General features: G+C 69.7%; 20 protein-coding genes. 11 read left to right on the top strand and 9 right to left on the bottom strand.

The window, feature by feature from the left end:
* Positions 1–228 precede the first annotated feature (228 nt).
* The 4 genes from LIN44_RS25440 to LIN44_RS25425 all read left to right on the top strand — a co-directional run bounded on the left by LIN44_RS25440 (position 229) and on the right by LIN44_RS25425 (position 4259).
* Positions 229–432, top strand: a complete 204-nt coding sequence (locus LIN44_RS25440; protein ID WP_012356773.1) for a cold-shock protein — start codon at positions 229–231, stop codon at positions 430–432.
* Positions 433–657: 225 nt separating this feature from the next.
* Positions 658–1521 carry a presqualene diphosphate synthase HpnD gene (gene hpnD, locus LIN44_RS25435; RefSeq protein WP_227315019.1) on the top strand — a complete coding sequence of 288 codons (864 nt, stop codon included), beginning with the start codon at positions 658–660 and terminating at the stop codon, positions 1519–1521.
* 45 nt (positions 1522–1566) lie between these two features.
* On the top strand, positions 1567–3582 hold the full coding sequence (gene shc, locus LIN44_RS25430; RefSeq protein ID WP_227315018.1) for a squalene--hopene cyclase: 2016 nt from the start codon (positions 1567–1569) through the stop codon (positions 3580–3582).
* The gene (locus LIN44_RS25425; RefSeq protein WP_227315017.1) at positions 3579–4259 is read left to right on the top strand and encodes a phosphorylase; all 681 of its coding nucleotides are present in this window, start codon (positions 3579–3581) and stop codon (positions 4257–4259) included. The genes shc and LIN44_RS25425 overlap by 4 nt, the downstream gene beginning before the upstream one ends.
* Positions 4260–4496: 237 nt before the next feature.
* On the opposite strand, the gene LIN44_RS25420 is transcribed toward LIN44_RS25425, so the two are convergent.
* Positions 4497–5753, bottom strand: a complete 1257-nt coding sequence (locus LIN44_RS25420) for an Hsp70 family protein (protein WP_227315016.1) — start codon at positions 5751–5753, stop codon at positions 4497–4499.
* 91 nt (positions 5754–5844) lie between these two features.
* Positions 5845–7104 carry a diguanylate cyclase gene (locus LIN44_RS25415; protein ID WP_227315015.1) on the bottom strand — a complete coding sequence of 420 codons (1260 nt, stop codon included), beginning with the start codon at positions 7102–7104 and terminating at the stop codon, positions 5845–5847.
* Positions 7105–7649: 545 nt separating this feature from the next.
* Between LIN44_RS25415 and LIN44_RS25410 the strand changes: the two genes are divergently transcribed.
* Complete coding sequence (locus LIN44_RS25410; protein ID WP_227315014.1) at positions 7650–7883, top strand: IclR family transcriptional regulator; 234 nt, start codon at positions 7650–7652, stop codon at positions 7881–7883.
* A gap of 176 nt (positions 7884–8059) precedes the next feature.
* On the top strand, positions 8060–8425 hold the full coding sequence (locus LIN44_RS25405; protein WP_227315013.1) for a LysR family transcriptional regulator: 366 nt from the start codon (positions 8060–8062) through the stop codon (positions 8423–8425).
* Positions 8426–8427: 2 nt separating this feature from the next.
* Here the strand turns inward: LIN44_RS25405 and LIN44_RS25400 are convergent, their stop codons facing one another.
* Genes LIN44_RS25400 through LIN44_RS25385 form a run of 4 tightly spaced genes read right to left on the bottom strand, consistent with a single transcriptional unit; the run spans position 8428 to position 12005 of the window.
* On the bottom strand, positions 8428–9198 hold the full coding sequence (locus LIN44_RS25400) for a class I SAM-dependent methyltransferase (RefSeq protein ID WP_227315012.1): 771 nt from the start codon (positions 9196–9198) through the stop codon (positions 8428–8430).
* 60 nt (positions 9199–9258) lie between these two features.
* Complete coding sequence (locus LIN44_RS25395) at positions 9259–10140, bottom strand: ABC transporter permease (RefSeq protein ID WP_227315011.1); 882 nt, start codon at positions 10138–10140, stop codon at positions 9259–9261.
* 15 nt (positions 10141–10155) lie between these two features.
* On the bottom strand, positions 10156–10992 hold the full coding sequence (locus tag LIN44_RS25390) for an ABC transporter ATP-binding protein (RefSeq protein ID WP_227315010.1): 837 nt from the start codon (positions 10990–10992) through the stop codon (positions 10156–10158).
* Positions 10993–10994: 2 nt separating this feature from the next.
* Positions 10995–12005 carry an ABC transporter substrate-binding protein gene (locus tag LIN44_RS25385; RefSeq protein ID WP_227315009.1) on the bottom strand — a complete coding sequence of 337 codons (1011 nt, stop codon included), beginning with the start codon at positions 12003–12005 and terminating at the stop codon, positions 10995–10997.
* 394 nt (positions 12006–12399) lie between these two features.
* Between LIN44_RS25385 and LIN44_RS25380 the strand changes: the two genes are divergently transcribed.
* Positions 12400–13674 carry an O-acetylhomoserine aminocarboxypropyltransferase/cysteine synthase family protein gene (locus tag LIN44_RS25380; RefSeq protein WP_227315008.1) on the top strand — a complete coding sequence of 425 codons (1275 nt, stop codon included), beginning with the start codon at positions 12400–12402 and terminating at the stop codon, positions 13672–13674.
* An 87-nt stretch (positions 13675–13761) separates the two neighbouring features.
* Here LIN44_RS25380 and LIN44_RS25375 read toward each other — a convergent pair whose 3' ends face one another.
* Genes LIN44_RS25375 through LIN44_RS25365 form a run of 3 tightly spaced genes read right to left on the bottom strand, consistent with a single transcriptional unit; the run spans position 13762 to position 16379 of the window.
* On the bottom strand, positions 13762–14739 hold the full coding sequence (locus tag LIN44_RS25375) for a lysylphosphatidylglycerol synthase domain-containing protein (RefSeq protein ID WP_227315007.1): 978 nt from the start codon (positions 14737–14739) through the stop codon (positions 13762–13764).
* On the bottom strand, positions 14736–15968 hold the full coding sequence (gene clsB / locus LIN44_RS25370) for a cardiolipin synthase ClsB (RefSeq protein ID WP_227315006.1): 1233 nt from the start codon (positions 15966–15968) through the stop codon (positions 14736–14738). The genes LIN44_RS25375 and clsB overlap by 4 nt, the downstream gene beginning before the upstream one ends.
* A 54-nt stretch (positions 15969–16022) precedes the next feature.
* Positions 16023–16379 (bottom strand): hypothetical protein, encoded by a 357-nt coding sequence (locus LIN44_RS25365; protein ID WP_227315005.1) that lies wholly within the window; start codon positions 16377–16379, stop codon positions 16023–16025.
* Positions 16380–16561: 182 nt separating this feature from the next.
* Here LIN44_RS25365 and LIN44_RS25360 point away from each other — a divergent pair, with 182 nt between their 5' ends.
* The 4 genes from LIN44_RS25360 (at position 16562) to pdhA (ending at position 20560) form a co-directional block, all read left to right on the top strand.
* Positions 16562–17383 carry a MetQ/NlpA family ABC transporter substrate-binding protein gene (locus LIN44_RS25360; protein WP_227315004.1) on the top strand — a complete coding sequence of 274 codons (822 nt, stop codon included), beginning with the start codon at positions 16562–16564 and terminating at the stop codon, positions 17381–17383.
* Positions 17384–17500: 117 nt separating this feature from the next.
* Positions 17501–18274, top strand: a complete 774-nt coding sequence (locus tag LIN44_RS25355; protein ID WP_227315003.1) for an SDR family oxidoreductase — start codon at positions 17501–17503, stop codon at positions 18272–18274.
* An 80-nt stretch (positions 18275–18354) separates the two neighbouring features.
* Positions 18355–19263, top strand: coding sequence for a LysR family transcriptional regulator (locus LIN44_RS25350; protein ID WP_227315002.1), 909 nt, complete (start codon positions 18355–18357; stop codon positions 19261–19263).
* Positions 19264–19474: 211 nt separating this feature from the next.
* Entirely contained in the window at positions 19475–20560 is a 1086-nt protein-coding gene (gene pdhA / locus LIN44_RS25345) for a pyruvate dehydrogenase (acetyl-transferring) E1 component subunit alpha (protein ID WP_227315001.1), read from the top strand.
* The last annotated feature ends 3 nt before the right edge of the window (positions 20561–20563 follow it).

The following is a 20563-nucleotide window of genomic DNA, read 5'->3' as shown; positions in this document are numbered from 1 at the left end:
GATTGACACACCGGGAAAATTCGGCAGAATGATTCCCACTTGTGCAGCGCCCATTCGGTGTGTCTTTTGGTGTTGTCGTTCCGTGACGGTTTCGGTTGTCACGACAGCGACATATCGAAGTCATATGGAATGCGCCGGCGGGTAACATAAAACAGGCCTGCTGGTTGCGTTGCACACGGTGTATAACGAGCGTTTTCGCTCATTTTGAAATTCAAGGTTGAGATAGATATGGAAACCGGTACCGTTAAGTGGTTCAACGACGCCAAGGGCTTCGGCTTCATCACGCCGGACGAAGGCGGCAATGACCTGTTCGCGCACTTCTCCGCCATCGAAGGCTCGGGCTTCAAGTCGTTGAAGGAAGGCCAGAAGGTGCGCTACGTCAAGGCCATGGGCCAGAAGGGCGAGCAAGCCACCAAGATCCAGGCCCTCTGATACCGGTGAGGTCCCGGGCTGGCCTGAAAGGCCAGCCGGCACAAAAGCCCCGCAGCATCGTTGCGGGGCTTTTGTTTTTGGCCGCGCGCTGCTGCAGCATGGTGGCGGCGGCGCCGTTGCAGGTGAAATTGCTATAATCGCCCGACCCACAACCACCTCCCGGGCGGGTGCGCGCCGATGCCGCGCGGCCGGCGCGGGACGGTAAGCAGCGTGTCGAGGAGTTACGTGGCCGGTACTCAGATCGCAGCTTCAGACAGCCGTGCCGCCATCGGCGGCCAGGCTGGGCCCGCCGCTTCGTCGGGCAGTTCCTTCCATGCCGCGTTGCGCATCCTGCCCGCGGCACAGCGCCAGGCCATGTTCGAGATCTACGCGTTCTGCCGCGCCGTCGACGATATCGCCGACGGCAGCGCGCCGCACGCCGAGCGCCTGGCCGCCCTTGATGGCTGGCGCCGCGACATCGGCGCCTGCTACGCCGGCAACCCGCCCGCGCCGCTGCAGCCGCTCTCCACCCAGATCCGCGCCTTCGACCTGCAGCAGGCCGACTTCCTTGCCGTGATCGATGGCATGACCATGGACGTGGTGCAGGATATCCGCGCGCCCGACGCCGCCACCCTCGACCTGTACTGCGACCGCGTCGCCAGCGCGGTGGGCCGGCTGGCGGTGCGCGTGTTCGGGCTGGAGGCGGAATGCGGAGTTGCGCTGGCGCACCACCTGGGCCGCGCGCTGCAGCTGACCAATATCCTGCGCGATATCGACGAGGACGCCGCCATCGGCCGGCTCTACCTGCCCGCCGAGGCGCTCGCCGCAGCCGGCATCGCGCCCGCCACGCCCGCCGCCGTGGCCGCGCACCCGGCGCTGGGACAGGCGTGCGCGGCCGTGGCGCGCGAGGCCCAGTCCCACTACGACCAGGCCTGGGCAATCATGGCGCGCTGCCCGGCACGCCAGGTGCGTTCGCCGCGCATCATGGCCGAGGTCTACCACCGCATCCTGGCGCGGCTGTGCGCGCAGGGCTGGCGGGCACCGCGCCGGCGCGTGCGCCTGCCGCGTACGCAATTGCTCTGGATCGTGCTGCGCCACGCCATTGGCTGAGCACGGCAAGCCGGTGCACGCCGTGCGCCGGCACAAGGAGGCTGCATGTCGATGAACGAGACCGCCTTTGCCAAGGCCGCGCCGCAGCTGGATCCGGCGCCGCGGCAGCCGGCGGCATCCCCCGCGCCGGCACTGGCGCTCGACCACGGCATCGACCGCGCGCTCGACGCGCTGCTGCGCCAGCAGCGCCCCGACGGCCACTGGATCTACGAACTCGAAGCCGATGCCACCATCCCCGCCGAATACGTGCTGATGGTGCACTACCTCGGCGAACACCCCGACCTCGACCTGGAAGCGCGCATTGCCCGCTACCTGCGCCGCATCCAGAACCCTGACGGCGGCTGGCCGCTGTTCCATCAAGGCCGCTCCGACATCAGCGCCAGCGTGAAGGCGTATTTCGCGCTGAAGATGGCGGGCGACGATCCGCAATCGGCGCCGATGCAGCGCGCGCGCCAGGCCATCCATGCCATGGGCGGCGCCGAGGCCAGCAATGTGTTCACGCGCACGCTGCTGGCGCTGTACGGCGTGTTGCCATGGAAGGCGGTGCCGATGATGCCGGTCGAGATCATGCTGCTGCCGCGCTGGTTCCCGTTCCACCTGTCCAAGGTCTCGTACTGGGCCCGCACGGTGATCGTGCCGCTGCTGGTGCTCAACAGCCTGCGGCCGCAGGCGCGCAACCCGCGCGGCGTCGGCATCAACGAACTCTTCGTCGGCAACTGCCACACGGTGGGCCTGCCGCCGCGCGCGCCCCACCAGCATGCCGGCTGGTACACGGTGTTCCGCGGTCTCGATGCGCTGCTGCGCATGGCCGAGCCGCTGTTCCCGCGGGCGCTGCGCCGGCGCGCGATCGCCGCGGCGCAGGCCTTTGTGCGCGAGCGCCTCAACGGCGAGGACGGCCTGGGCGCGATCTTCCCCGCCATGGCCAACAGCGTGATGATGTTCGACGTGCTGGGCGTGCCGCCCGACGATCCGGCGCGCGCGGTGGCGCGGCGTTCGCTCGAGCGCCTGCTGGTCGAGCACGGCGACGAGGCCTACTGCCAGCCCTGCCTGTCGCCAGTCTGGGATACCGCGCTGGCCACGCACGCCCTGCTCGAAACCGGCGCAGCGCGCGCGGCGCAGGCTGCCGGCCGCGCGCTGGACTGGCTCAGGCCGCTGCAGGTGCTGGACCTGCGCGGCGACTGGGCGGTGCGCCGCCCGCTGCTGCGCCCCGGCGGCTGGGCCTTCCAGTACGCCAACGCCTATTATCCCGACGTCGACGACACCGCGGTGGTGGCCGCCGCCATGGACCGCTTCATGCGCGCGCACCAGGCGCCGGGCCGCTACCGCGAAGCGGTGGCGCGCGCCACCGAGTGGATCGTCGGCATGCAGAGCGGCAACGGCGGCTGGGGCGCGTTCGAGCCCGAGAACACGCACCTGTACCTGAACAACATCCCCTTCGCCGATCACGGCGCGCTGCTGGACCCGCCCACCGCGGACGTATCGGCGCGCTGCCTGTCGATGCTGTGCCAGACCGGCGCCACCCCGGAACAGAGCGAGCCCGCCGCGCGCGCGCTGCGCTACCTGCTGGCCGAGCAGATGGCCGACGGCAGCTGGTTCGGCCGCTGGGGCACCAACTATATCTACGGCACCTGGAGCGCGCTGTGCGCGCTGAACGCCGCCGGCCTGCCGCCCGAAGCACCGGCGTTGCAGCGCGCGGTGGCGTGGCTTGCGCGGATCCAGAACGCCGACGGCGGCTGGGGCGAGGACGGCAGCAGCTACCGGCTCGACTACCGCGGCTACGAGCCCGCGCCCAGCGTGGCCTCGCAGACTGCCTGGGCGCTGCTGGCGCTGATGGCCGCGGGCGCCGCGCAGCATCCGGCGGTGGCGCGCGGCATCGATTACCTGCTGCGCACGCAGCAGCCCGGCGGCCTGTGGCAGGAAGCCCGCTTTACCGCGGTGGGCTTTCCGCGCGTGTTCTACCTGCGCTATCACGGCTACGCACGCTACTTTCCGTTGTGGGCGCTGGCGCGCTACCGCAACCTGCAGCGCGGCCACGCCGCCGGGGTGCCGTGGGGGCTGTGACGGCCCCGTTCGTGCTGGTCGTCACCGGCATGGCATTCGAGGCGCGCATCGCGGCCGGGCCGCATTGCCGCGTGGTGCACGGCGTGCGCGGCTTGGCGCTGGAGCAAGAAGTGTCCGCGATGGCCAGCCGGCAGTGCATGGGTATCCTCAGCTTCGGCGTGGCGGGCGGGCTCGATCCGACGCTGGCGCCGGGCGACGTGGTGCTAGCCGATGCGGTGTGCGCGCCCGGCGAACGCTACGACACCGACATCACCTGGATGCGCACCATGCACGCGGCGCTGCCGCACGCGCGCATCGGCGCCGCGGCCGGGGCCGACCAGCCGGTCCTGTCGGTGGCCGCCAAGGCATCGCTGCACCGGAGCATGGGGGCGCTGTGCGTCGATATGGAGTCGCACCTGGCGGCGCGCATGGCGGCGGCCTGCCGGCTGCCGTTCGCCGCTTGCCGGGTGGTCATCGATCCGGCTTCCCGAGCCGTGCCAGCAGCCGCCGCGGCGGGCATGGGCAATGACGGCAAGACCGATGTGGCCGCGGTGCTGGGCGGGCTGCTGCGCGCGCCTCAAGATTTGCCCGCGCTGCTGCGCCTGGCCGGCGATGCCGCGGCCGCGCGCGGTGCGCTGCGGGCGGCAAGGTTGGCGCTGGGGGATGCCTACGGGTTGCGCGATATGCGGGCGCGGTAACCAGCGTTGCCAACCGTGTAGAGAGCCAACCCGCAGCAGCATCAATGCTTAGATGCCTTGCAACTCCCGCTTGTGTACTCCCTCTCCCGCTTGCGGGAGAGGGCCGGGGTGAGGGCCGGTGCCCCCACGAAGTGACGCGCGTCGCTATTGCCAGCGCTCGCCCTCACCCCCGCCCCTCTCCCGCAGGCGGGAGAGGGGAGCAAACACGCGGCGTGCTGCAGCCCTGTGCCATCCCCCTCACCCAAACTTCCTCACCGCATCCAGCGCCAGCCCGCTGCCGATGCTGCCGAACCGGTCCCCCTCCACGCAGCGCGCCTCCGGCAGCAACGCGGCCAGCCGCTGGCGCAGCAGCGGCACGCTGCTGGAGCCGCCGGTAAAGAAGATGGTATCGACCGCCGCGCCGGCCACGCCGGCGTCGGCCAGCAGCTTGTGCACGGTCTGCTCGGTCTTTGCCACCAGCTTGTCGATCGAGGCATCGAACTCGTCGCGCGTGATGGTCAGGGACAGGCCTGCTTCCAGCCGGTGCAGGTCCACCTCGGTGCTGCCCGTGTCCGACAGCGCAATCTTGGCGGCTTCGACCTGGATCGCCAGCCAGTGCCCGGCGCGCTCGCGGATCAGGCGCACCAGGCGGTCGAGCTTGACCGTGTCGGCGGCGTCGCGGTAGTTGTCCATCACCAGCGACCACGCCTTGCGCGTATAGAGCAGGTTGATGGTGTGCCAGCTGGCCAGGTCGAAATACTGGCTCGACGGCATCGCCTTGCCGTTGCGCAGCGCGCTGCCCAGGCCCAGCAGCGGCATCGCGCGCGCCAGGCTGAGCGCACGGTCGAAGTCGGTGCCGCCGATGTGCACGCCGCCGTTGGCCAGGATGTCGTCGCGCCGGTCGCTGCGCGTAGCGCGCTCGGGCGACAGCCGCACCAGCGAGAAGTCAGAGGTGCCGCCGCCGATATCGGCAACCAGCACCAGCTCCTCGCGCATGATGCCGGCCTCGTAGTCGAAGGCCGCCGCGATCGGCTCATACTGGAACGCGATCTCGCTGAACCCGGCGTCGCGCGCGATCCCGGCCAGCGTGTCTTCGGCCAGTTGGTCGGCCACCGGATCTTCGTCGATAAAGAACACCGGACGCCCCAGCACCGCGCGTGAAAACGCGGTGCCGGCGGCCTGCTCCGCGCGCGTCTTCAGTTCACGGATGAAATGCGCCAGCAGCTTGCGGAACGGCATGGCCTGGCCCATCACCTCGGTGCTGTCGTCCATCATCGAGGTGCCGAGCAGGCTCTTGAGCGACCGCATCAGCCGGCCCTCGTAGCCGGCCAGGTAATCGCCCAGCGCGGCGCGGCCGTAGCTGACCAGCGGATCCTCGGCATGGAAAAAGATCACCGACGGCAGCGTCGCCTTGCCATCTTCCAGCGGCAGCAGCGCGGCCGCGCTGCCGGGGCGGCTCCAGCCTACCGTCGAGTTGGACGTGCCGAAGTCCAGGCCGCATGCGTTTGACATCATCGATTCCATTCCAGGCAAGCAAAGTGGCCCGCGGGGCGCAAGCTGGCCGCGGGCGGGGGGCGCTATTGTAGGGCAGTGCCGGAGTGCGTGCTCAGCCGGCCAGGTCGGGTTCCGGCTCCAGCAGCGGCGCAGCCGCCGCGCCGGCTGCGGGCTCGGCCATCGACGATGCCAGCACATAGCGGTCGCGCCCTTGCGCCTTGGCGTGGTAGAGCGCGCGGTCGGCATCGGCAAACAGGGTCCGCCACAGCGCCTCCCTGCCGCCCGCCCCGCCGCGCAACTGCGCCACGCCGATGCTGACGCTGGCGTGGCCGCGCCCGGCGGGCAAGGGGATCGCATGCACCTTGCGCAGCACGCGGTTGGCCAGCGCCGAGGCCTGCTGCTCGTCGGTATGCGGGCACAGCACGCAGAACTCTTCGCCGCCGTAGCGACCGGCCACGTCCGAGGCGCGGCGCGAGTTGTCCAGCGCCTGCGCCACTTCGCGCAGCACCGCATCGCCGGCGTGGTGGCCGCAGGTATCGTTGACCTGCTTGAAGTAGTCGATATCGATCACCAGGCACGACAGCGGCTGGCCATCGCGCTGCCACCGTGCCACCAGCGACAGCGCCGACATCTCCAACGCGCCGCGGTTGAGCAGCCCGGTCAGGGCGTCGATGCGCGCGCCGCTTTCGTTGTGCGCGACGATCTGCTCCATCGCCATCACGGTGAAACCGAACAGCCCCAGCAGCGCGGCGATCAGCGGCGCCAGCACCCAGGCCGAACCGGCCGGGCCGGCGAAGAACAAGGTCAGCGGCGCAGCGGCTGCACCGGCGGCCGCTGCGTCGGCCGGCAGGCTCATGGCATGGCTGAAGCCGGCGACCTGCGTGGCCAGTTGCACCAGGCTCGCCACCAGCACCAGCGGCGCACCGATGCTGCGGCGCCCGCGCCCGGCGCGCGCCAGCGTGGCGAAGGTAGCCAGCGACACCAGCGCCAGCACGCCATAGACGATGCGCAGCACCAGTTGCGGGCCTTCGGGCAGCCCGCTGAAAGCCGCCATCAGGCCCAGCACGATCGCGCCCGCCCCGGCCAGCGCGCCCGGATGCGCCGGCACGCCGTAGTAGACCCGCACGCCGCGGTAGATCAGCAGCCAGCCGGCGACGAAGGCGAATGCGCCCAGCGTGCCGAGCTGGCCGGTGCCGCTGGCCGCGCTGACCGCCAGCGCCAGGCCGGCGGCCGATACCAGCACATGGCCAAAGGCCCACAGCCGCCCCGCCGTGCTCGCGCGCAGCGCGAACACCAGCCCCGCCGCAATGATCAGCGTGCTGCAGAAAAACACCATCATCACCACCGCAATGGTCTGCTGGTCCAGGTGCAAGGGATTTCCTCAAGGATGCCGTGCGCCAGCCGTCAATACCGATCGGCGGGCATCGGGCCACGGGGCGCGACGCGAGGCATGCGGGCGCTTGTTTCACAGGATGTGACGTGCGCTGTTTTTCATGCCAGCCGCATGATAGCCCGCGCCGGCGCCATGTTGGCACCCCCTGCAAGCCGGGTCGGGTAGGCTTCACCTGGCGGGCCGTTCTGGACCGTGCCGAACGCCATGGCCTGGTGTCTCGCGAGCGAGAACGACGCCGCAAGTTGGCGTTTTTCTGCAACACCTGTCGCCGCAGTGCGGCCGGACTGCCCGCCCGGGCAAGCGCTTCGTCCGCCCCCTGGACCACCGCATGCGCCACATCGCGTGCCCCGCGCCTAGCCTATTCGCCACTCCTGGCTTTGCAAGCCGAATCAGCGGTCAAAATCCCCCTGGCTTTTGCTTAAGCGGCGGCTGCATCGGATGGATAGAATCATGCGTCGCTCAACTCCGCACCCCCTGCTGTTTCCGCCGCAATGTCTCATCGCCGTGCTATTCCCGACCCTGGTATGACCGTTCCTGCACTCTCGCTTGGTGCCATCCTGGACGACCTGCGCAGCGCCCCGCGGCCGCTGACGTCCGCGGAATATGCATACCTGGCCCAGCTGCGGCGACGCATCGTCACCGGCGACGCAGACCTGTGGACCACGCTGGAAACCGCGGGCGTGCCGTGCAGCGAGCGCCGCCTGTCGCCCGACGTGGTGCTGGCACTGACCGCGATCGGCCAGTTGCCGATGCACTGAGGCCCAAGCACTGACTGCGTAGCTGCCGCACGCCTCGCCGGAAGATTCCGCACAGCATTTCTGAATCCGGCTGCCCACCAGCCCCGCGCCACCCCGCTACGATCGATCCACTTCGATCCGCCGGGGACCGTAGCAGCGCGCGAGCGCAACACCGCCCCCCCGGCCATGACCTGGGCATGGCTTACCGACTCATCAACCGGCGCGTCTCCTTTCTCTCCCTGCGTGTCTTTGTCGCGCTGATGCAGCATCGCGACGCCGGCCGCGCCGCCCAGGCGCTCGGCATCCAGCCGCAACGGCTCCATTACCAGCTCCGCCAGCTCGAGGCCGCGCTCGGCATGCCACTGTTCCAGTCGTGCGGCACGGCCTGGCTGCCGACCGCGGCCGGGTTCAATGCCTTGCCCAAGATCCGCGCCATGCTCGACATCTGGGAGCAGGTCCAGGCCAGCACGCACGCGCGGCGCCGTGCCGAGGCGGACCGGCAGCGCGAGCGCTGCGCGGTGCGCGTCGGCGCGGCGTTCTGGGTGCGGCAGGCCACCATGTAGGTTCAGGCGAGCCGTTCGCAGTGATAGGCCTCGGTGCGGTACGGAAAGGCGACCTCGGCGCGGCCCGACAGCGCCGGATGCTGGTCGATGAGGGCGTGCAGCCGCGCGCGCACGCGCGCCTGCTCAGCCTCGGGCAGCGATGCAATAAAGCTAACCGACATGACGCGGTCCACGATCACCTGCTGTGGCGGCCCCGCGTGCGCATAGGGCAGGCTTTGCAGCGCCAGCGGTCCGAAGCCCTCGGCGGGAAAGACCCGCTTCCAGTCGCCCTTGTGGAAACGCGGGGCGTCGCCCTCATACGGCGCCATGATGACAGTCAGCTGCGCCACCCAGTCGACGCTTTCATCCCGCACGTTCCATACCAGCCCGAGCCGGCCGCCGGGCCGCAGCACGCGGCGGATTTCCGCCAGCGCCTGCGCATTGGCAAACCAGTGGAACGCCTGCGCGCAGATCACGGCGTCGACGCTGGCATCGGCCAGCGGGATCGCCTCGGCGCTGCCTTCGAGCGTCTGCACCGGCGCCACCGCGGCCGCCAATTGCGCGCGCATCTGCGCCACCGGCTCCACTGCGATCACCGCGGCGCCGGTCTGCACCAGCCGGCGCGTGAACTTTCCGGTGCCCGCCCCGAGGTCGAGCGCGACACGGCCGGCCTGCAATGCCAGCGCGCCGCGCAGCCACGCGTCGATTTCGGCAGGGTATTCGGGACGTCCGCGCGCGTAGGTATCGGCCTGGCCGGCGAATCCCCGGGCGGCGGCTTGATGGATGGTGGGCATGGGCAGGCTCCGGTTCGTTACCGGTGCCGTAGCCTACGCGCCCTTGCGTGATCGGACAAGCTACTGCTGCATGCCCCAGCGGCGCACGGTCAGCCGCTCCAGCGTGGTGAACACCAGCCCCTCGACCAGCAGGCCGATCAGGATCACCGCGGCCAGCCCGGCGAAGACGCGGTCGGTGTAGAGCTCATTGCGGTTCTGGAAGATAAACCAGCCCAGCCCGCCCTGCCCGGACGACGCGCCGAACACCAGTTCGGCGGCGATCAGCGTGCGCGAGGCAAAGGCCCAGCCGATCTTCAGCCCGGACAGGATCGCGGGCAGCGCCGCCGGCACCAGCACCAGCGCAACATAGCGCAGCCCGCGCAGGCCGTAGTTGCGCCCCGCCATGCGCAGCGTCGGCGGCACCGCGCGGAAGCCGGCGTACATGTTCAGCGCCAGCGGCCACAGCACCGAATGGATCAGCACGAACACCAGGCTGCCGGTGCCGAGCCCGAACCACAGCAGCGCCAGCGGCAACAGCGCTATCGCCGGCAGCGGGTTGAACATGGCGGTGAGCGTGTCCAGCACGTCGCGCCCGACGCGCGTCGATACCGCCAGGGAAGTCAGCACGAACGCCAGCACGATGCCGGCGGCATAGCCGCGCAACAGCACCGACAGCGAGATCGCCGCCTTGCCCGGCAGCTCGCCGCTGGCCACCGCCGCGCCAAAGGCGCGCAGCGTGGCCAGGCAGGAAGGCAGCAGCAGGTCGTTGTCCTGGATGCGCGCCACCGCTTCCCAGATCAGTGCCAGCGCCAGCAGGATCAGCGCCTTGCGCAGCCAGTCTTGCTGCCACGCGCGCTGGTGCCACGGCAGTGCGCGCGCCAGCGGGGCTTCGGTGAACGGCTCGGGGTCGCGCTCGTATTCGGGCCGCAGCGAGTCGGCCAGGGTCAGGGTTGGTTGCGTCATGATGCGATGTGGGTGTCAGCGCGCCGCCGCACTGCGCGCCTGCGGCAGGTCCTTGGCGGCCGGCGCGTCGAACAGCAGGGCGTGGATGCGTTGCGCGGCGGCCTGGAATTCGGCGCCGCCCTGGCTCGCCAGGCTGAACTGGTGGCTGTTGAGCTCCGCCCGCACGCGGCCGGGATGCGGCGACAGCAGCAGGATGCGGCTGCCCACCACCAGCGCCTCTTCGATCGAATGGGTGACGAACAGCAGCGTCAGCGCGGCGTCGTCGCACAGCGCCAGCAGTTCTTCCTGCATGCGCCGGCGCGTCAGCGCGTCGAGCGCGGCAAAGGGTTCGTCCATCAGCAGCACCTTGGGGCGCATGGCCAGCGCGCGCGCGATCGCCACGCGCTGCTTCATGCCGCCCGACAAGGTATGCGGATAGGCATCGGCAAAGTCGGCCAGGCCCACCTTGCGCAGGTTCTCCAGCGCCAGCTCGCGCGCCGCCGCGCGCGCCAGTCCGCGCGCGTGCCGCAGCGGGAACATCACGTTCTGCAGCACCGTCTTCCACGGCGGCAGCTGGTCGAACTCCTGGAACACCACGATGCGGTCCGGGCCGGGCTGCTGCACGCGCCCGCCTTCGAGCCGGATCTCGCCCTCGGCGGGCGCGACGAATCCCGCCACCGCCTTCAGCAGCGTCGACTTGCCGCAGCCCGAAGGGCCCAGCAGCACGAAGCGGTCGCCCGCGTGCACGTCGAAGCTGACCCGATGGGTGGCGCGCACGATGCGCTCGGGGGTGCGGTATTCCAGCGACACGCCGTCCACCTGCAGCAGCGGCGCGGCGCGGTCAGAGACCACGCGCAGGTTGTGGGTGGCCATGCTCAGCTCCCCTGCGCGGTGACCGGGTCCGGGAAGAAATAGTCCTGCCAGGACTTCGGCTGGTTGCGGATCGCGCCGACGCGATGCATGAACGCCGCCAGCGCAAAGGTGTTCTGCGGCGCGACGCGGAACTGCACCTGCGGGTTCTTCAGCACGCGCAGCAGCAGTGCGCGGTCGGTGCGGGCCTTGCTCTGGCGCAGGTAGATGTCGGCGGCTGCCTCGGGATTGGCGGTGGCAAAGGCGGCGGCCTCGGCCAGCGCATCGACGAAGGCGCGATAGGTCTTGGGATTGTCGTTGCGGAATTTCTCGGTGGCGTACAGCACCGTGGACGAGCTTGGTCCGCCCAGCACGTCATACGAGTTCAGCACGATGCGCGCGTTGGGGTTGCCGGCCAGTTCCTGCTCCTGGAACGGGGGGTTGCCGAAGTGGCCGGTGATTTCGGTGCCGCCGGCAATGATGGCCGCCGCCGCATCCGGATGCGGCACCGCCACGGTCCACTTGTCGAGGCGGTTGTATTCCTTGTCGCCCCATTGCTTCGCCGCGGCCAGTTGCAGCACGCGAGACTGCACCGAGACGCCTACTGCCGGCAGCGCGATGCGGTCCTTCTCCGTGAAATCGGCAATCGACTTCACCCTTGGATTGTTGCTGACCAGGTAATAAGGGAAGTTGCCCAGCGACGCGACGCCGCGCACGTTCTGCTTGCCATGGGTGCGGTCCCACAGCGTCAGCAGCGGTCCCACGCCGGCACCGGCAATATCGATGGCACCCGACAGCAACGCGTCGTTGACCGCGGCGCCGCCGGACAACTGGGTCCATTCGACCTTGATGTCGACGCCCTGCTGCCGGCCGTGCTTTTCGATCAGTTGCTGGTCGCGCGCCACGTTGAGCAGCAGGTAGACCACGCCGAACTGTTCGGCAATGCGCAGCCGGCCTTCGGCGTGCGCGCTGCCGGTCATGGCCAGACCGGCGCTGAGCGCCAGCAGGCCGAGCTTGCGGGAAAGACGAGAGAACATGTTCCTTACTCCGGGGGATGCGTTGCACTGGCACTCGCGCAAGCGAGCGCCACGGGATGGCAGGCGACCGCGCTGCCGCAGTCAGCCCGGCGCGGCGCCTTCGACGGTGGTGCGGCACAAGCCTGCACTGTAGGGAGCGGCCCCGGGCACGGTCAACGAATCAAAGCGCCGACCCATATCCGCTGCTTGCATATCCATGTCTCGACATTGGCACCACGCCACGCATATCGACATGCAACAAGCTTCCTTGCCGCGCACGGGCGGGGTCCGCGACGATGGCGACGATGGCGGCGATGCGTTGCCATGCGGCCCTGCGCTGGTACCATCGCATGGCCCGGCAACAGCGCGGGGCTTGCTTCGCGGCGCCGCTGCGCCATCCAACAGAGAGAAGACGATGAGACTAGAAACCCTGGCCGTCCACGGCGGCTATTCGCCCGATCCCACCACGCGCGCGGTGGCCGTGCCCATCTACCAGACCGTGGCCTATGCCTTCGATAACGCGCAGCATGGCGCCGACCTGTTCGACCTGAAGGTGGCGGGCAACATCTACAGCCGCATCATGAACCCGACCAACGACGTGCTCGAGCAGCGCCTGGCCGCGCTCGAAGGAGGCGTGGGCGCGCTGGCGCTGGCGTCCGGCATGGCGGCGATCACCTATGCGATCCAGACCATTGCCGAGGCCGGCGACAACATCGTCTCGTCGAGCCAGCTCTATGGCGGCACCTACAACCTGCTGGCGCATACGCTGCCGCAGTCCGGCATCGAGACCCGCTTTGCCGACGGCCGCAATCCGTCCAGCTTCGGCGACCTGATCGATGCGCGCACCAAGGCCGTGTTTGTCGAGTCGGTGGGCAATCCGCTCGGCAACGTGGTCGATATCGCGGCGATCGCGCGCGTCGCGCACAACCACGGCGTGCCGCTGATCGTCGACAACACGGTGCCGTCGCCCTACCTGTGCCGGCCGTTCGAGCATGGCGCGGATATCGTCGTGCATTCGCTGACCAAATACCTGGGCGGCCACGGCAACAGCGTCGGCGGCGCCATCGTCGACAGCGGCAAGTTCCCGTGGGCGCAGCACAAAGAGCGCTTCCGCCGCCTGAACGAGCCGGACGTGTCGTACCACGGCGTGGTCTATACCGAGGCGCTGGGGCCGGCCGCCTATATCGGCCGCGCGCGCGTGGTGCCGCTGCGCAATACCGGCGCGGCGCTGTCGCCGTTCAATGCGTTCCTGATCCTGCAGGGCATCGAGACCCTGGCGCTGCGGCTGGACCGCATCACCGACAACGCGCTGGCGATCGCGCGCCACCTGCAACAGCACCCCAAGGTGGCGTGGGTCAACTTTGCCGGCCTGCCCGACCATGCCGACCACGCGCTGGTGCAGCAGTACCTGGGCGGCCGCGGGCCCGGCATCCTGTCGTTCGGCCTGAAGCAGGGCGGCCGCGAAGGCGGCGCGCGCTTCCTCGATGCGCTGCAGCTGTTCACGCGCCTGGTCAATATCGGCGATGCCAAGTCGCTCGCCACCCACCCGGCGTCGACCACGCACCGCCAGCTCAACGCCGAAGAACTGCAGGCGGCCGGCGTCAGCGAGGACATGGTGCGGCTGTCGATCGGCATCGAGCATATCGACGACCTGATCGAAGACCTGGACCGCGCGCTGGCCGCGGCCTGAGCCACGGCCCAATTCAATACCGCTGCTCTGCTCCCCTCTCCCTCCTGAGAGGGGCCGGGGCAGAGGGCCGGCGCTCGCACCAGCCGCTCACCTCACTCCACCTCCCTCCCCGCCATCGCGCCTGCCCCGCGCCTCCAGCACAAAATAGCTGACCGAGCCGATCATCAGCGGAATCAGGTAGTACAGCGCCCGGTAAGCGATCAGCGCCGCGAGCAGCAGCCCGTGCGGCACCTGGTCGCCCAGCATCGTCAGGAACACGGTCTCGATCACGCCGAGCCCGCCGGGGATGCGCACCACCACGCCCGCCAGCCCCGACGCCAGCAGCACGCCCAGCACCGTGAAGTACGTCGCATGCGTATGCAGCAGCGCGTACAGGATCGCGCCCATCGCCATCCAGTGGGCCGCCGACAGCGCGCATTGCAACGCCGCGAAGCGCACCGTGGGCACATAGATGTCGTGGTCGCGCACGGTGCGGTGGCGCCCGTGCCAGAGCGCGCACGCGGCCAGGTAAGCGGCCGGGACCGCCAGCATCAGCGCGCCCAGCAGCCGCGTCAGCGCCGCGGGGATGCCCCACTCCGGCGGCAGCACCACCAGTTCGCCGGCCAGGATGGCGCCCGCCAGCACGGCATAGCCGAGCCAGTTGCTGCTGACCACCACCACGAACAGGCTCCAGATCTGCGGCGCGCTCAGCCCCGCGCGCGAATACAGCCGGTAGCGCACGCCGGCGCCGCCCAGCGTGGCGCCGAGGTTGAGGCTGAGCGTGTAGCTGACATAGGAAATCGCCATCACCCGGCGCAGCGGCAACGGGTGCCCGGCATAGCGGCAGCCGAGCACGTCGAACTGGCTGTACAGCAGCCCGCTCAGCGCGACGTAGCCGGCTGCCGGCAGCAGCGTGCGCGCGTCGAAGCCGCGCAGCGCGGCCAGCACCGCGTCCCAGTCGATGGTGCCCAGCTTGCGCGCGATCAGCGCCAGCACCGCGGCAATGAACAGGATGCCGATGGCACGGCGCCAGGCCGGCCAGTGCGCATGCTGGCGGATGGCGGACAGGGCCTCGGCGCCCGTCATTCCGCGCCTCCGCGCAGCACCACCACGCGCCGCGCGTTGCGGCGCCCGCCCGGCATCGGCTGCACCAGCCGCGGCGCATGCGCCGGCAGCCAGCCCGCCCACGCCGGGAAGCGGCGCAGGAAGTGGAACATCAGCGTCGCGCCGAGCGCGTCGAGGCGGCTGCGCGGCGACTTCTGCCCCGGCGGCACCGCGCGGCAGCGCGCGCCGATCAGCGCTTCGAGCCGGCCGCGCAGGTGGCAGGCGAAGGCTTCGTCGCGGATGACGAGGTTGGCCTCGAGGTTCAGCGACAGGCTCAGCGGATCAAGGTTGCTGGAGCCGACCGTGGCCCAGCTGTCGTCGACCACCGCGACCTTGCCGTGGAAAGGCCGCTCGACGTACTCCAGGATCTGCACGCCGGCATCCTGCAGATGCGCGTAGAGCAGGCCGCCGGCGCGCGCCACCCACGGCATGTCAGGCTTGCCCTGCAGCAGCAGCCGCACCCGCACGCCGCGCGCGGCGGCCTCGCACAGCGCGTGCAGCAGCCGGTAGCCCGGCAGGAAGTACGCATTGGCGATGATGACCTCGCGGCGCGCCGCACGGATCGCGTCCAGGTAGGCGAACTCGATGTCGTTGCGGTGGCGGTGGTTGTCGCGCGTGACCAGGCACGCGCGTGCGGGATGCGTGCGGAGCTCCGCCCCCTCGTGCCCGGGCGGAGGCAGGGGCAGCGGCGGCGGCGGACAGTCACCGGGCATCGCACGCACCAGGAAGTCATGCACCTGGCGCGCGAACGGTCCGCGGATTTCCACCGCATAGTCCTGCTTGGCCCGCGGTCCGAACTGGTACAGGTGCTCTGCCGAGAAGTTGAGACCGCCGACGAACGCCACCTCGGCATCGACGGCGATCAGCTTGCGGTGCATGCGGCGGAAGATATGCGTGCGCACGCCGAACAGCCGCGGTCGCGGCGAGAATGTGCAGAACTGCACGCCTGCGTCGACCAGCCCGGCGATAAAGGCAGGCGACAGGTCATGCGAGCCGAAGCCGTCCACCGTCAGCGCCACGCGCACGCCGCGGCGCGCGGCTGCCACCAGTGCCGCGTGCAATTTGTGGCCTACCTCGTCTTCAAACAGGATAAAAGTTTCCAGCAGTACGCTTTCGCGCGCGCGCGCAATGGCGTCGAACACGCACGGAAAATACTCCTCGCCGTTCTCCAGCAGGCGGAAGTGGTCGGAAACGGGCGGCAGCAGTGTCATGGCCGGCGAATCGCCGCAAACACCGTGCCAGCGGCATCGCCACGCCAGTCCGCACTAACCCGGGCGACGGCCGCGCCGCCAGCGCGCCAGCACCGCGGCGGCCAGCGCACCGGCCACCACGCCGGCAACGAAGATCGCCCCCGCCATGCCGCTCCACGTCCCCGCGGATGCGTCGTCGGCGCTGCTCCGCGCCAGGGGCGCGAGCGACTGCCAGTCGGCGGCGGTGAACTGCGTCATCGCGGGCGCGCCATCGAGGCCGTACACGCAGACCTCGCCGCCCGGCAGCTTGCAAAAGCGCGCCGGCGGACAACTGCGCAGGATGGCCTGGGCCTCGCCCTCGCCGCAGCGGGCGCCGGCGCTGCGCAGCACCTGGATCGTGACGTCGGGATGCTTGGTCAGTTGTTCGGGCATGGCAGCCTCCCATGGCGGGGCAAAGGGGTGACGCGTTCCTACAGCGTAGCCCTTATTCTGCGCAGGCATATCGCCATGCATATTTGCTCGTTCGTCCATTGGCTGCCTTTCCATACAATGGGCCGCTGCCACGGTGCGACGCCGCAGGCAGCCAACAACATCAAGAGAACAGGGAGCATCCGATGCAATACGGGAAATTCGGCCTGGCCGCGCGGCTGGCAGCGGCCGTGCTGGCGCTGGGCGTGGTGCAAGGCGCCGGTGCGGCCGATGCGGACAAGAAGGAAATCCGCTTCGGGGCCACCGCCGGCCCCTATGCCGACCAGATCCGCTATGGCGTCAAGCCGGTGCTGGAACAGCGCGGCTACAAGGTCACCATCATCGAGTTCAGCGACTACGTGCAGCCCAACCTGGCGCTGGCCGATGGGGCCATCGACGCCAACGCCTTCCAGCACGTGGCCTACCTGAAGAAGTTCTCGGCCGACCGCAAGCTGGCGCTGAGCGACGTGATCCAGGTACCCACCGCGCCGATCGGCATCTACAGCCGCAAGCACAAGGCGCTGGCCGAGGTGAAGACCGGCAACACCGTGTCGCTGCCGAACGATCCGACCAACCTCGCGCGCGCCATCGCCATCCTGCAGCAGATCGGCTGGGTCACGCTCAAGCCCGGCACCGACCCGATCCGCGCCAGCGAACGCGATATCGACGCCAACCCGCACAAGCTCAAGCTGATCCAGCTGGAAGCCGCGCAGCTGCCGCGCTCGCTCGACGATGTCGACTATGCCTTCGTCAACGGCAACTATGCGCTCGCCTCGGGCCTGAAGCTGACCTCGGCGCTGGCGCTGGAGAAGATTCCGGACTACTACATGAACCTGGTCGCGGTGAAGACCGCCGACCTCAACAAGCCCTTCGTCAAGGACATCCGCGAGGCCTATCAGTCCGCCGAATTCAAGGCGGTGACGCAGCAGCGCTTCGCGGGTTTCGTGCCGCCGCCGTACCAGCGCTGAGCCCCCGCCCGCATTGTTCTGGTTTTCTGGATGATCTATCCAGCCGCCGCCGATTTATTCCACCGTCCCGGCCGCCTAAGCTGAAGCCTCCTTCGACGCATCCACAGGAGAGTTTCCATGGCTGACCATTCCATCCGCGGCAAGGTCGCGCTGATCACCGGCGGCGCCAAGAACCTGGGCGGGCTGATCGCGCGCGACCTGGCCGCCCAGGGCGCGCGGGCCATCGCCATCCACTACAACAGCGCGGCCTCGCGCGCCGACGCCGAGGCCACGGTCCGCGCGCTCCAGGCCAGCGGCGCCCAGGCGGTGGCACTGCAGGCGGACCTGACCAGCGCCGGCGCTGTCGAGCGGCTGTTTGCCGATGCCGTGGCCGCGGTGGGCCGTCCCGATATCGCCATCAACACGGTCGGCAAGGTGCTGAAGAAACCGTTCGCCGAGATCAGCGAGGCCGAGTACGACGAGATGTCGGCCGTCAACGCCAAGAGCGCCTTCTTCTTCCTGAAGGAAGCCGGCCGCCACGTCAACGACCACGGCAAGATTGTGACGCTGGTGACCTCGCTGCTGGGCGCGTTCACGCCCTTCTATGCCGCCTATGCCGGCACCAAGGCGCCGGTCGAACACTTTACCCGCGCCGCGGCCAAGGAGTTCGGTGCGCGCGGCATCTCGGTGACCGCGGTAGGACCCGGCCCGATGGATACGCCTTTCTTCTACGGCCAGGAAGGCGACGACGCGGTGGCCTATCACAAGGGCGCGGCGGCGCTGTCGCCGTTCTCGCCGACGGGACTGACGCATATCGAGGATGTGGTGCCCTTTATCCGCCATCTGGTCAGCGACGGCTGGTGGATCACCGGCCAGACCATCCTCATCAACGGCGGATACACGACCAAGTAAGAACCAGGCCAGCAGCCGGGCCACCGCTCGGGTGCGCGCACGCATTGCAGGTATGCTTGCGCCATCGACGAGCGAGGCGTATGGACAGATTCGACCAGTACCGCGTATTCCTGCAGGTGGCCGAGATGGGCAGCTTCATCAAGGCCGCCCATGCGCTCGGGCTGCCGCGCGCGTCGGTGTCGGCGGCGGTGCAGGAGCTCGAGGCCCAGGTGGGCACGCGCCTGCTGCACCGGACCACGCGGCAGGTGCGGCTGAGCGCCGATGGCGCGCAATTGCTTGAACGATTGCGCCCGCTGCTGGCCGAGGTCGAGGACATCGACCAGCTGTTCCAGGCCGGGCAGCGCCAGGCCAGCGGCCGCCTGAACGTCGATATGCCGAGCCGCATCGCCCGCCGCCTGGTGGCACCCGCGCTGCCCGCCTTGCTGCGGCGCCATCCGCGGCTGCAGCTGTCGCTCGGTTCCAGCGACCGCGCCATCGACCTGGTGCAGGAGGGCGTGGACTGCGCGGTGCGCTTCGGCGTGCTGGCCGACAGCAGCCTGGTCGTGCGGCCGCTGGGCCGGATCGCGCTGGTCAACTGCGCCAGCCCCGCCTATCTGCGCGAACACGGCGAGCCGCGTGACCCGGCCGACCTGCGCCGCGGCCACCTCGCAGTGGGCTACGCCAGCCCCCGCACCGGCCGCGACCTGCCATGGGAGTTCCTGGATGCCGATGGCAGCGGGCGTGAGGCCGAAGTGGCAACCCGCGTCTCGGTCAACAATGCCGAGAGCTATATCGCCTGCTGTCTCGCCGGAATCGGGCTGATCCAGATTCCGCGCTTCGACGTGCAGCACCTGCTCGACAGCGGACAGCTGCTGGAAGTCATGCCCGGTTGGCGCCCGGCGAGCATGCCGGTGTCGCTGCTCTATCCGCACCGCCGCCAGCGCTCGGCACGGCTGGCGGTGTTCCTGGAGTGGTTCCGCGCGCTGATGCAGCCGCACCTGGAAGGCTGAGCGGCGGCTGGCGCTGGCACGGCCGCATTGTGCGCAGCAAGACAATTTCGCGCCGCGCCGGCCGCGCAAATGCCCTACACTCAAGCTCAAGTCCCCCGCGCCCAAAAAGCACGGCAGGGATCACAACGCGATCATTGCCGCGAATGGCTGCGAAGATCCTCGCCGCTGTCCGCGCGGATCCTGTCGAGACAACCGCATCGAGAGACCCGCCATGTCCACGGTTGCGCGCTTTGAGATCGGCTATACCCGCTACCTTGCCCCGCCGGGCGACACCTCCCCAACCACTGCTCCCCCTCCCGCCTTTGCCAGCGACCCTGACGCGCTGGTGCCGCTGTACCAGGCGATGGTCCTGACGCGCCAGTTCGACCTGAAGGCGATCGCGCTGCAGCGCACCGGCAAGATCGGCACGTTCGCCTCGGCGCTGGGGCAGGAGGCCATCGGCGTCGGCGTGGCCTACGCCATGCGGCCGGAAGATGTGCTGGTGCCTTCGTACCGCGACCACGCGGCGCAGTTTGCGCGCGGCGTCACGATGACGGAGAGCCTGCTCTACTGGGGTGGCGACGAGCGCGGCAGCGGCTTTGCCGCGGCGCCGCATGACTTTGCCAACTGCGTGCCGATCGGCACCCAGGTGTGCCACGCGGCCGGCGCCGCCTACGCGTTCCAGCTGCGCGGCGAGCCGCGCGTGGCGGTGTGCCTGCTCGGCGATGGCGGCACCTCCAAGGGCGACTTCTATGAAGGCATGAACATGGCCGGCGCGTGGCGCGCGCCGCTGGTGATCGTGATCAACAACAACCAGTGGGCGATCTCGATGCCGCGCAGCGGCCAGACCGCGGCGCAGACGCTGGCACAGAAGGCCATCGCCGCCGGCATCCCGGGCGAGCAGGTCGACGGCAACGACGTGGTCGCGGTGCGCCACCGCGTCGGCGAGGCCATCGCGCGCGCGCGCGATGGCGGCGGTCCCGCGCTGATCGAGGCCATCACCTACCGGCTCGGCGACCACACCACCGCCGACGATGCCTCGCGCTACCGCGACGAGGCCAGCGTCAAGGCGCACTGGCAGCACGAGCCGCTGCTGCGGCTGCGCACCCAGCTGCTGGCCCTGCATGCCTGGGATGCGGCGCGGGAAGAGGCGCTGGTCAAGGCGTGCTCGCAGCAGGTGGCGCAGGCGGTCGAGACCTACCTGGCGATGCCGCCGCCGGACCCCGCGGCGATGTTCGACTGCCTGTACGCGGCCATGCCGGCCGAACTGCAGGCGCAGCTGGAGATCGCGCGGCGCTTCCCGGCGCAGCACGGCTAGCCA

The organism is Cupriavidus sp. MP-37 (genome assembly GCF_020618415.1).
Lineage (GTDB): Bacteria > Pseudomonadota > Gammaproteobacteria > Burkholderiales > Burkholderiaceae > Cupriavidus.
The sequence above is the reverse complement of the archived record's forward strand: the minus strand, read 5'-3'. Positions and strand labels throughout refer to the sequence as shown.

Bases quoted from the DNA above. Each gene is read 5' to 3' on its own strand.
- LIN44_RS25355 (WP_227315003.1), top strand. From the start codon at position 17,501: ATGGCTGACCATTCCATCCGCGGCAAGGTCGCGCTGATCACCGGCGGC.
- LIN44_RS25380 (WP_227315008.1), top strand. From the start codon at position 12,400: ATGAGACTAGAAACCCTGGCCGTCCACGGCGGCTATTCGCCCGATCCC.
- pdhA (WP_227315001.1), top strand. From the start codon at position 19,475: ATGTCCACGGTTGCGCGCTTTGAGATCGGCTATACCCGCTACCTTGCC.
- LIN44_RS25440 (WP_012356773.1), top strand. From the start codon at position 229: ATGGAAACCGGTACCGTTAAGTGGTTCAACGACGCCAAGGGCTTCGGC.
- LIN44_RS25360 (WP_227315004.1), top strand. From the start codon at position 16,562: ATGCAATACGGGAAATTCGGCCTGGCCGCGCGGCTGGCAGCGGCCGTG.
- LIN44_RS25405 (WP_227315013.1), top strand. From the start codon at position 8,060: ATGGCTTACCGACTCATCAACCGGCGCGTCTCCTTTCTCTCCCTGCGT.
- shc (WP_227315018.1), top strand. From the start codon at position 1,567: ATGTCGATGAACGAGACCGCCTTTGCCAAGGCCGCGCCGCAGCTGGAT.
- LIN44_RS25365 (WP_227315005.1), bottom strand. From the start codon at position 16,379: ATGCCCGAACAACTGACCAAGCATCCCGACGTCACGATCCAGGTGCTG.
- LIN44_RS25410 (WP_227315014.1), top strand. From the start codon at position 7,650: ATGACCGTTCCTGCACTCTCGCTTGGTGCCATCCTGGACGACCTGCGC.
- LIN44_RS25350 (WP_227315002.1), top strand. From the start codon at position 18,355: ATGGACAGATTCGACCAGTACCGCGTATTCCTGCAGGTGGCCGAGATG.
- LIN44_RS25420 (WP_227315016.1), bottom strand. From the start codon at position 5,753: ATGATGTCAAACGCATGCGGCCTGGACTTCGGCACGTCCAACTCGACG.
- LIN44_RS25385 (WP_227315009.1), bottom strand. From the start codon at position 12,005: ATGTTCTCTCGTCTTTCCCGCAAGCTCGGCCTGCTGGCGCTCAGCGCC.
- LIN44_RS25390 (WP_227315010.1), bottom strand. From the start codon at position 10,992: ATGGCCACCCACAACCTGCGCGTGGTCTCTGACCGCGCCGCGCCGCTG.
- clsB (WP_227315006.1), bottom strand. From the start codon at position 15,968: ATGACACTGCTGCCGCCCGTTTCCGACCACTTCCGCCTGCTGGAGAAC.
- LIN44_RS25400 (WP_227315012.1), bottom strand. From the start codon at position 9,198: ATGCCCACCATCCATCAAGCCGCCGCCCGGGGATTCGCCGGCCAGGCC.
- LIN44_RS25375 (WP_227315007.1), bottom strand. From the start codon at position 14,739: ATGACGGGCGCCGAGGCCCTGTCCGCCATCCGCCAGCATGCGCACTGG.
- LIN44_RS25395 (WP_227315011.1), bottom strand. From the start codon at position 10,140: ATGACGCAACCAACCCTGACCCTGGCCGACTCGCTGCGGCCCGAATAC.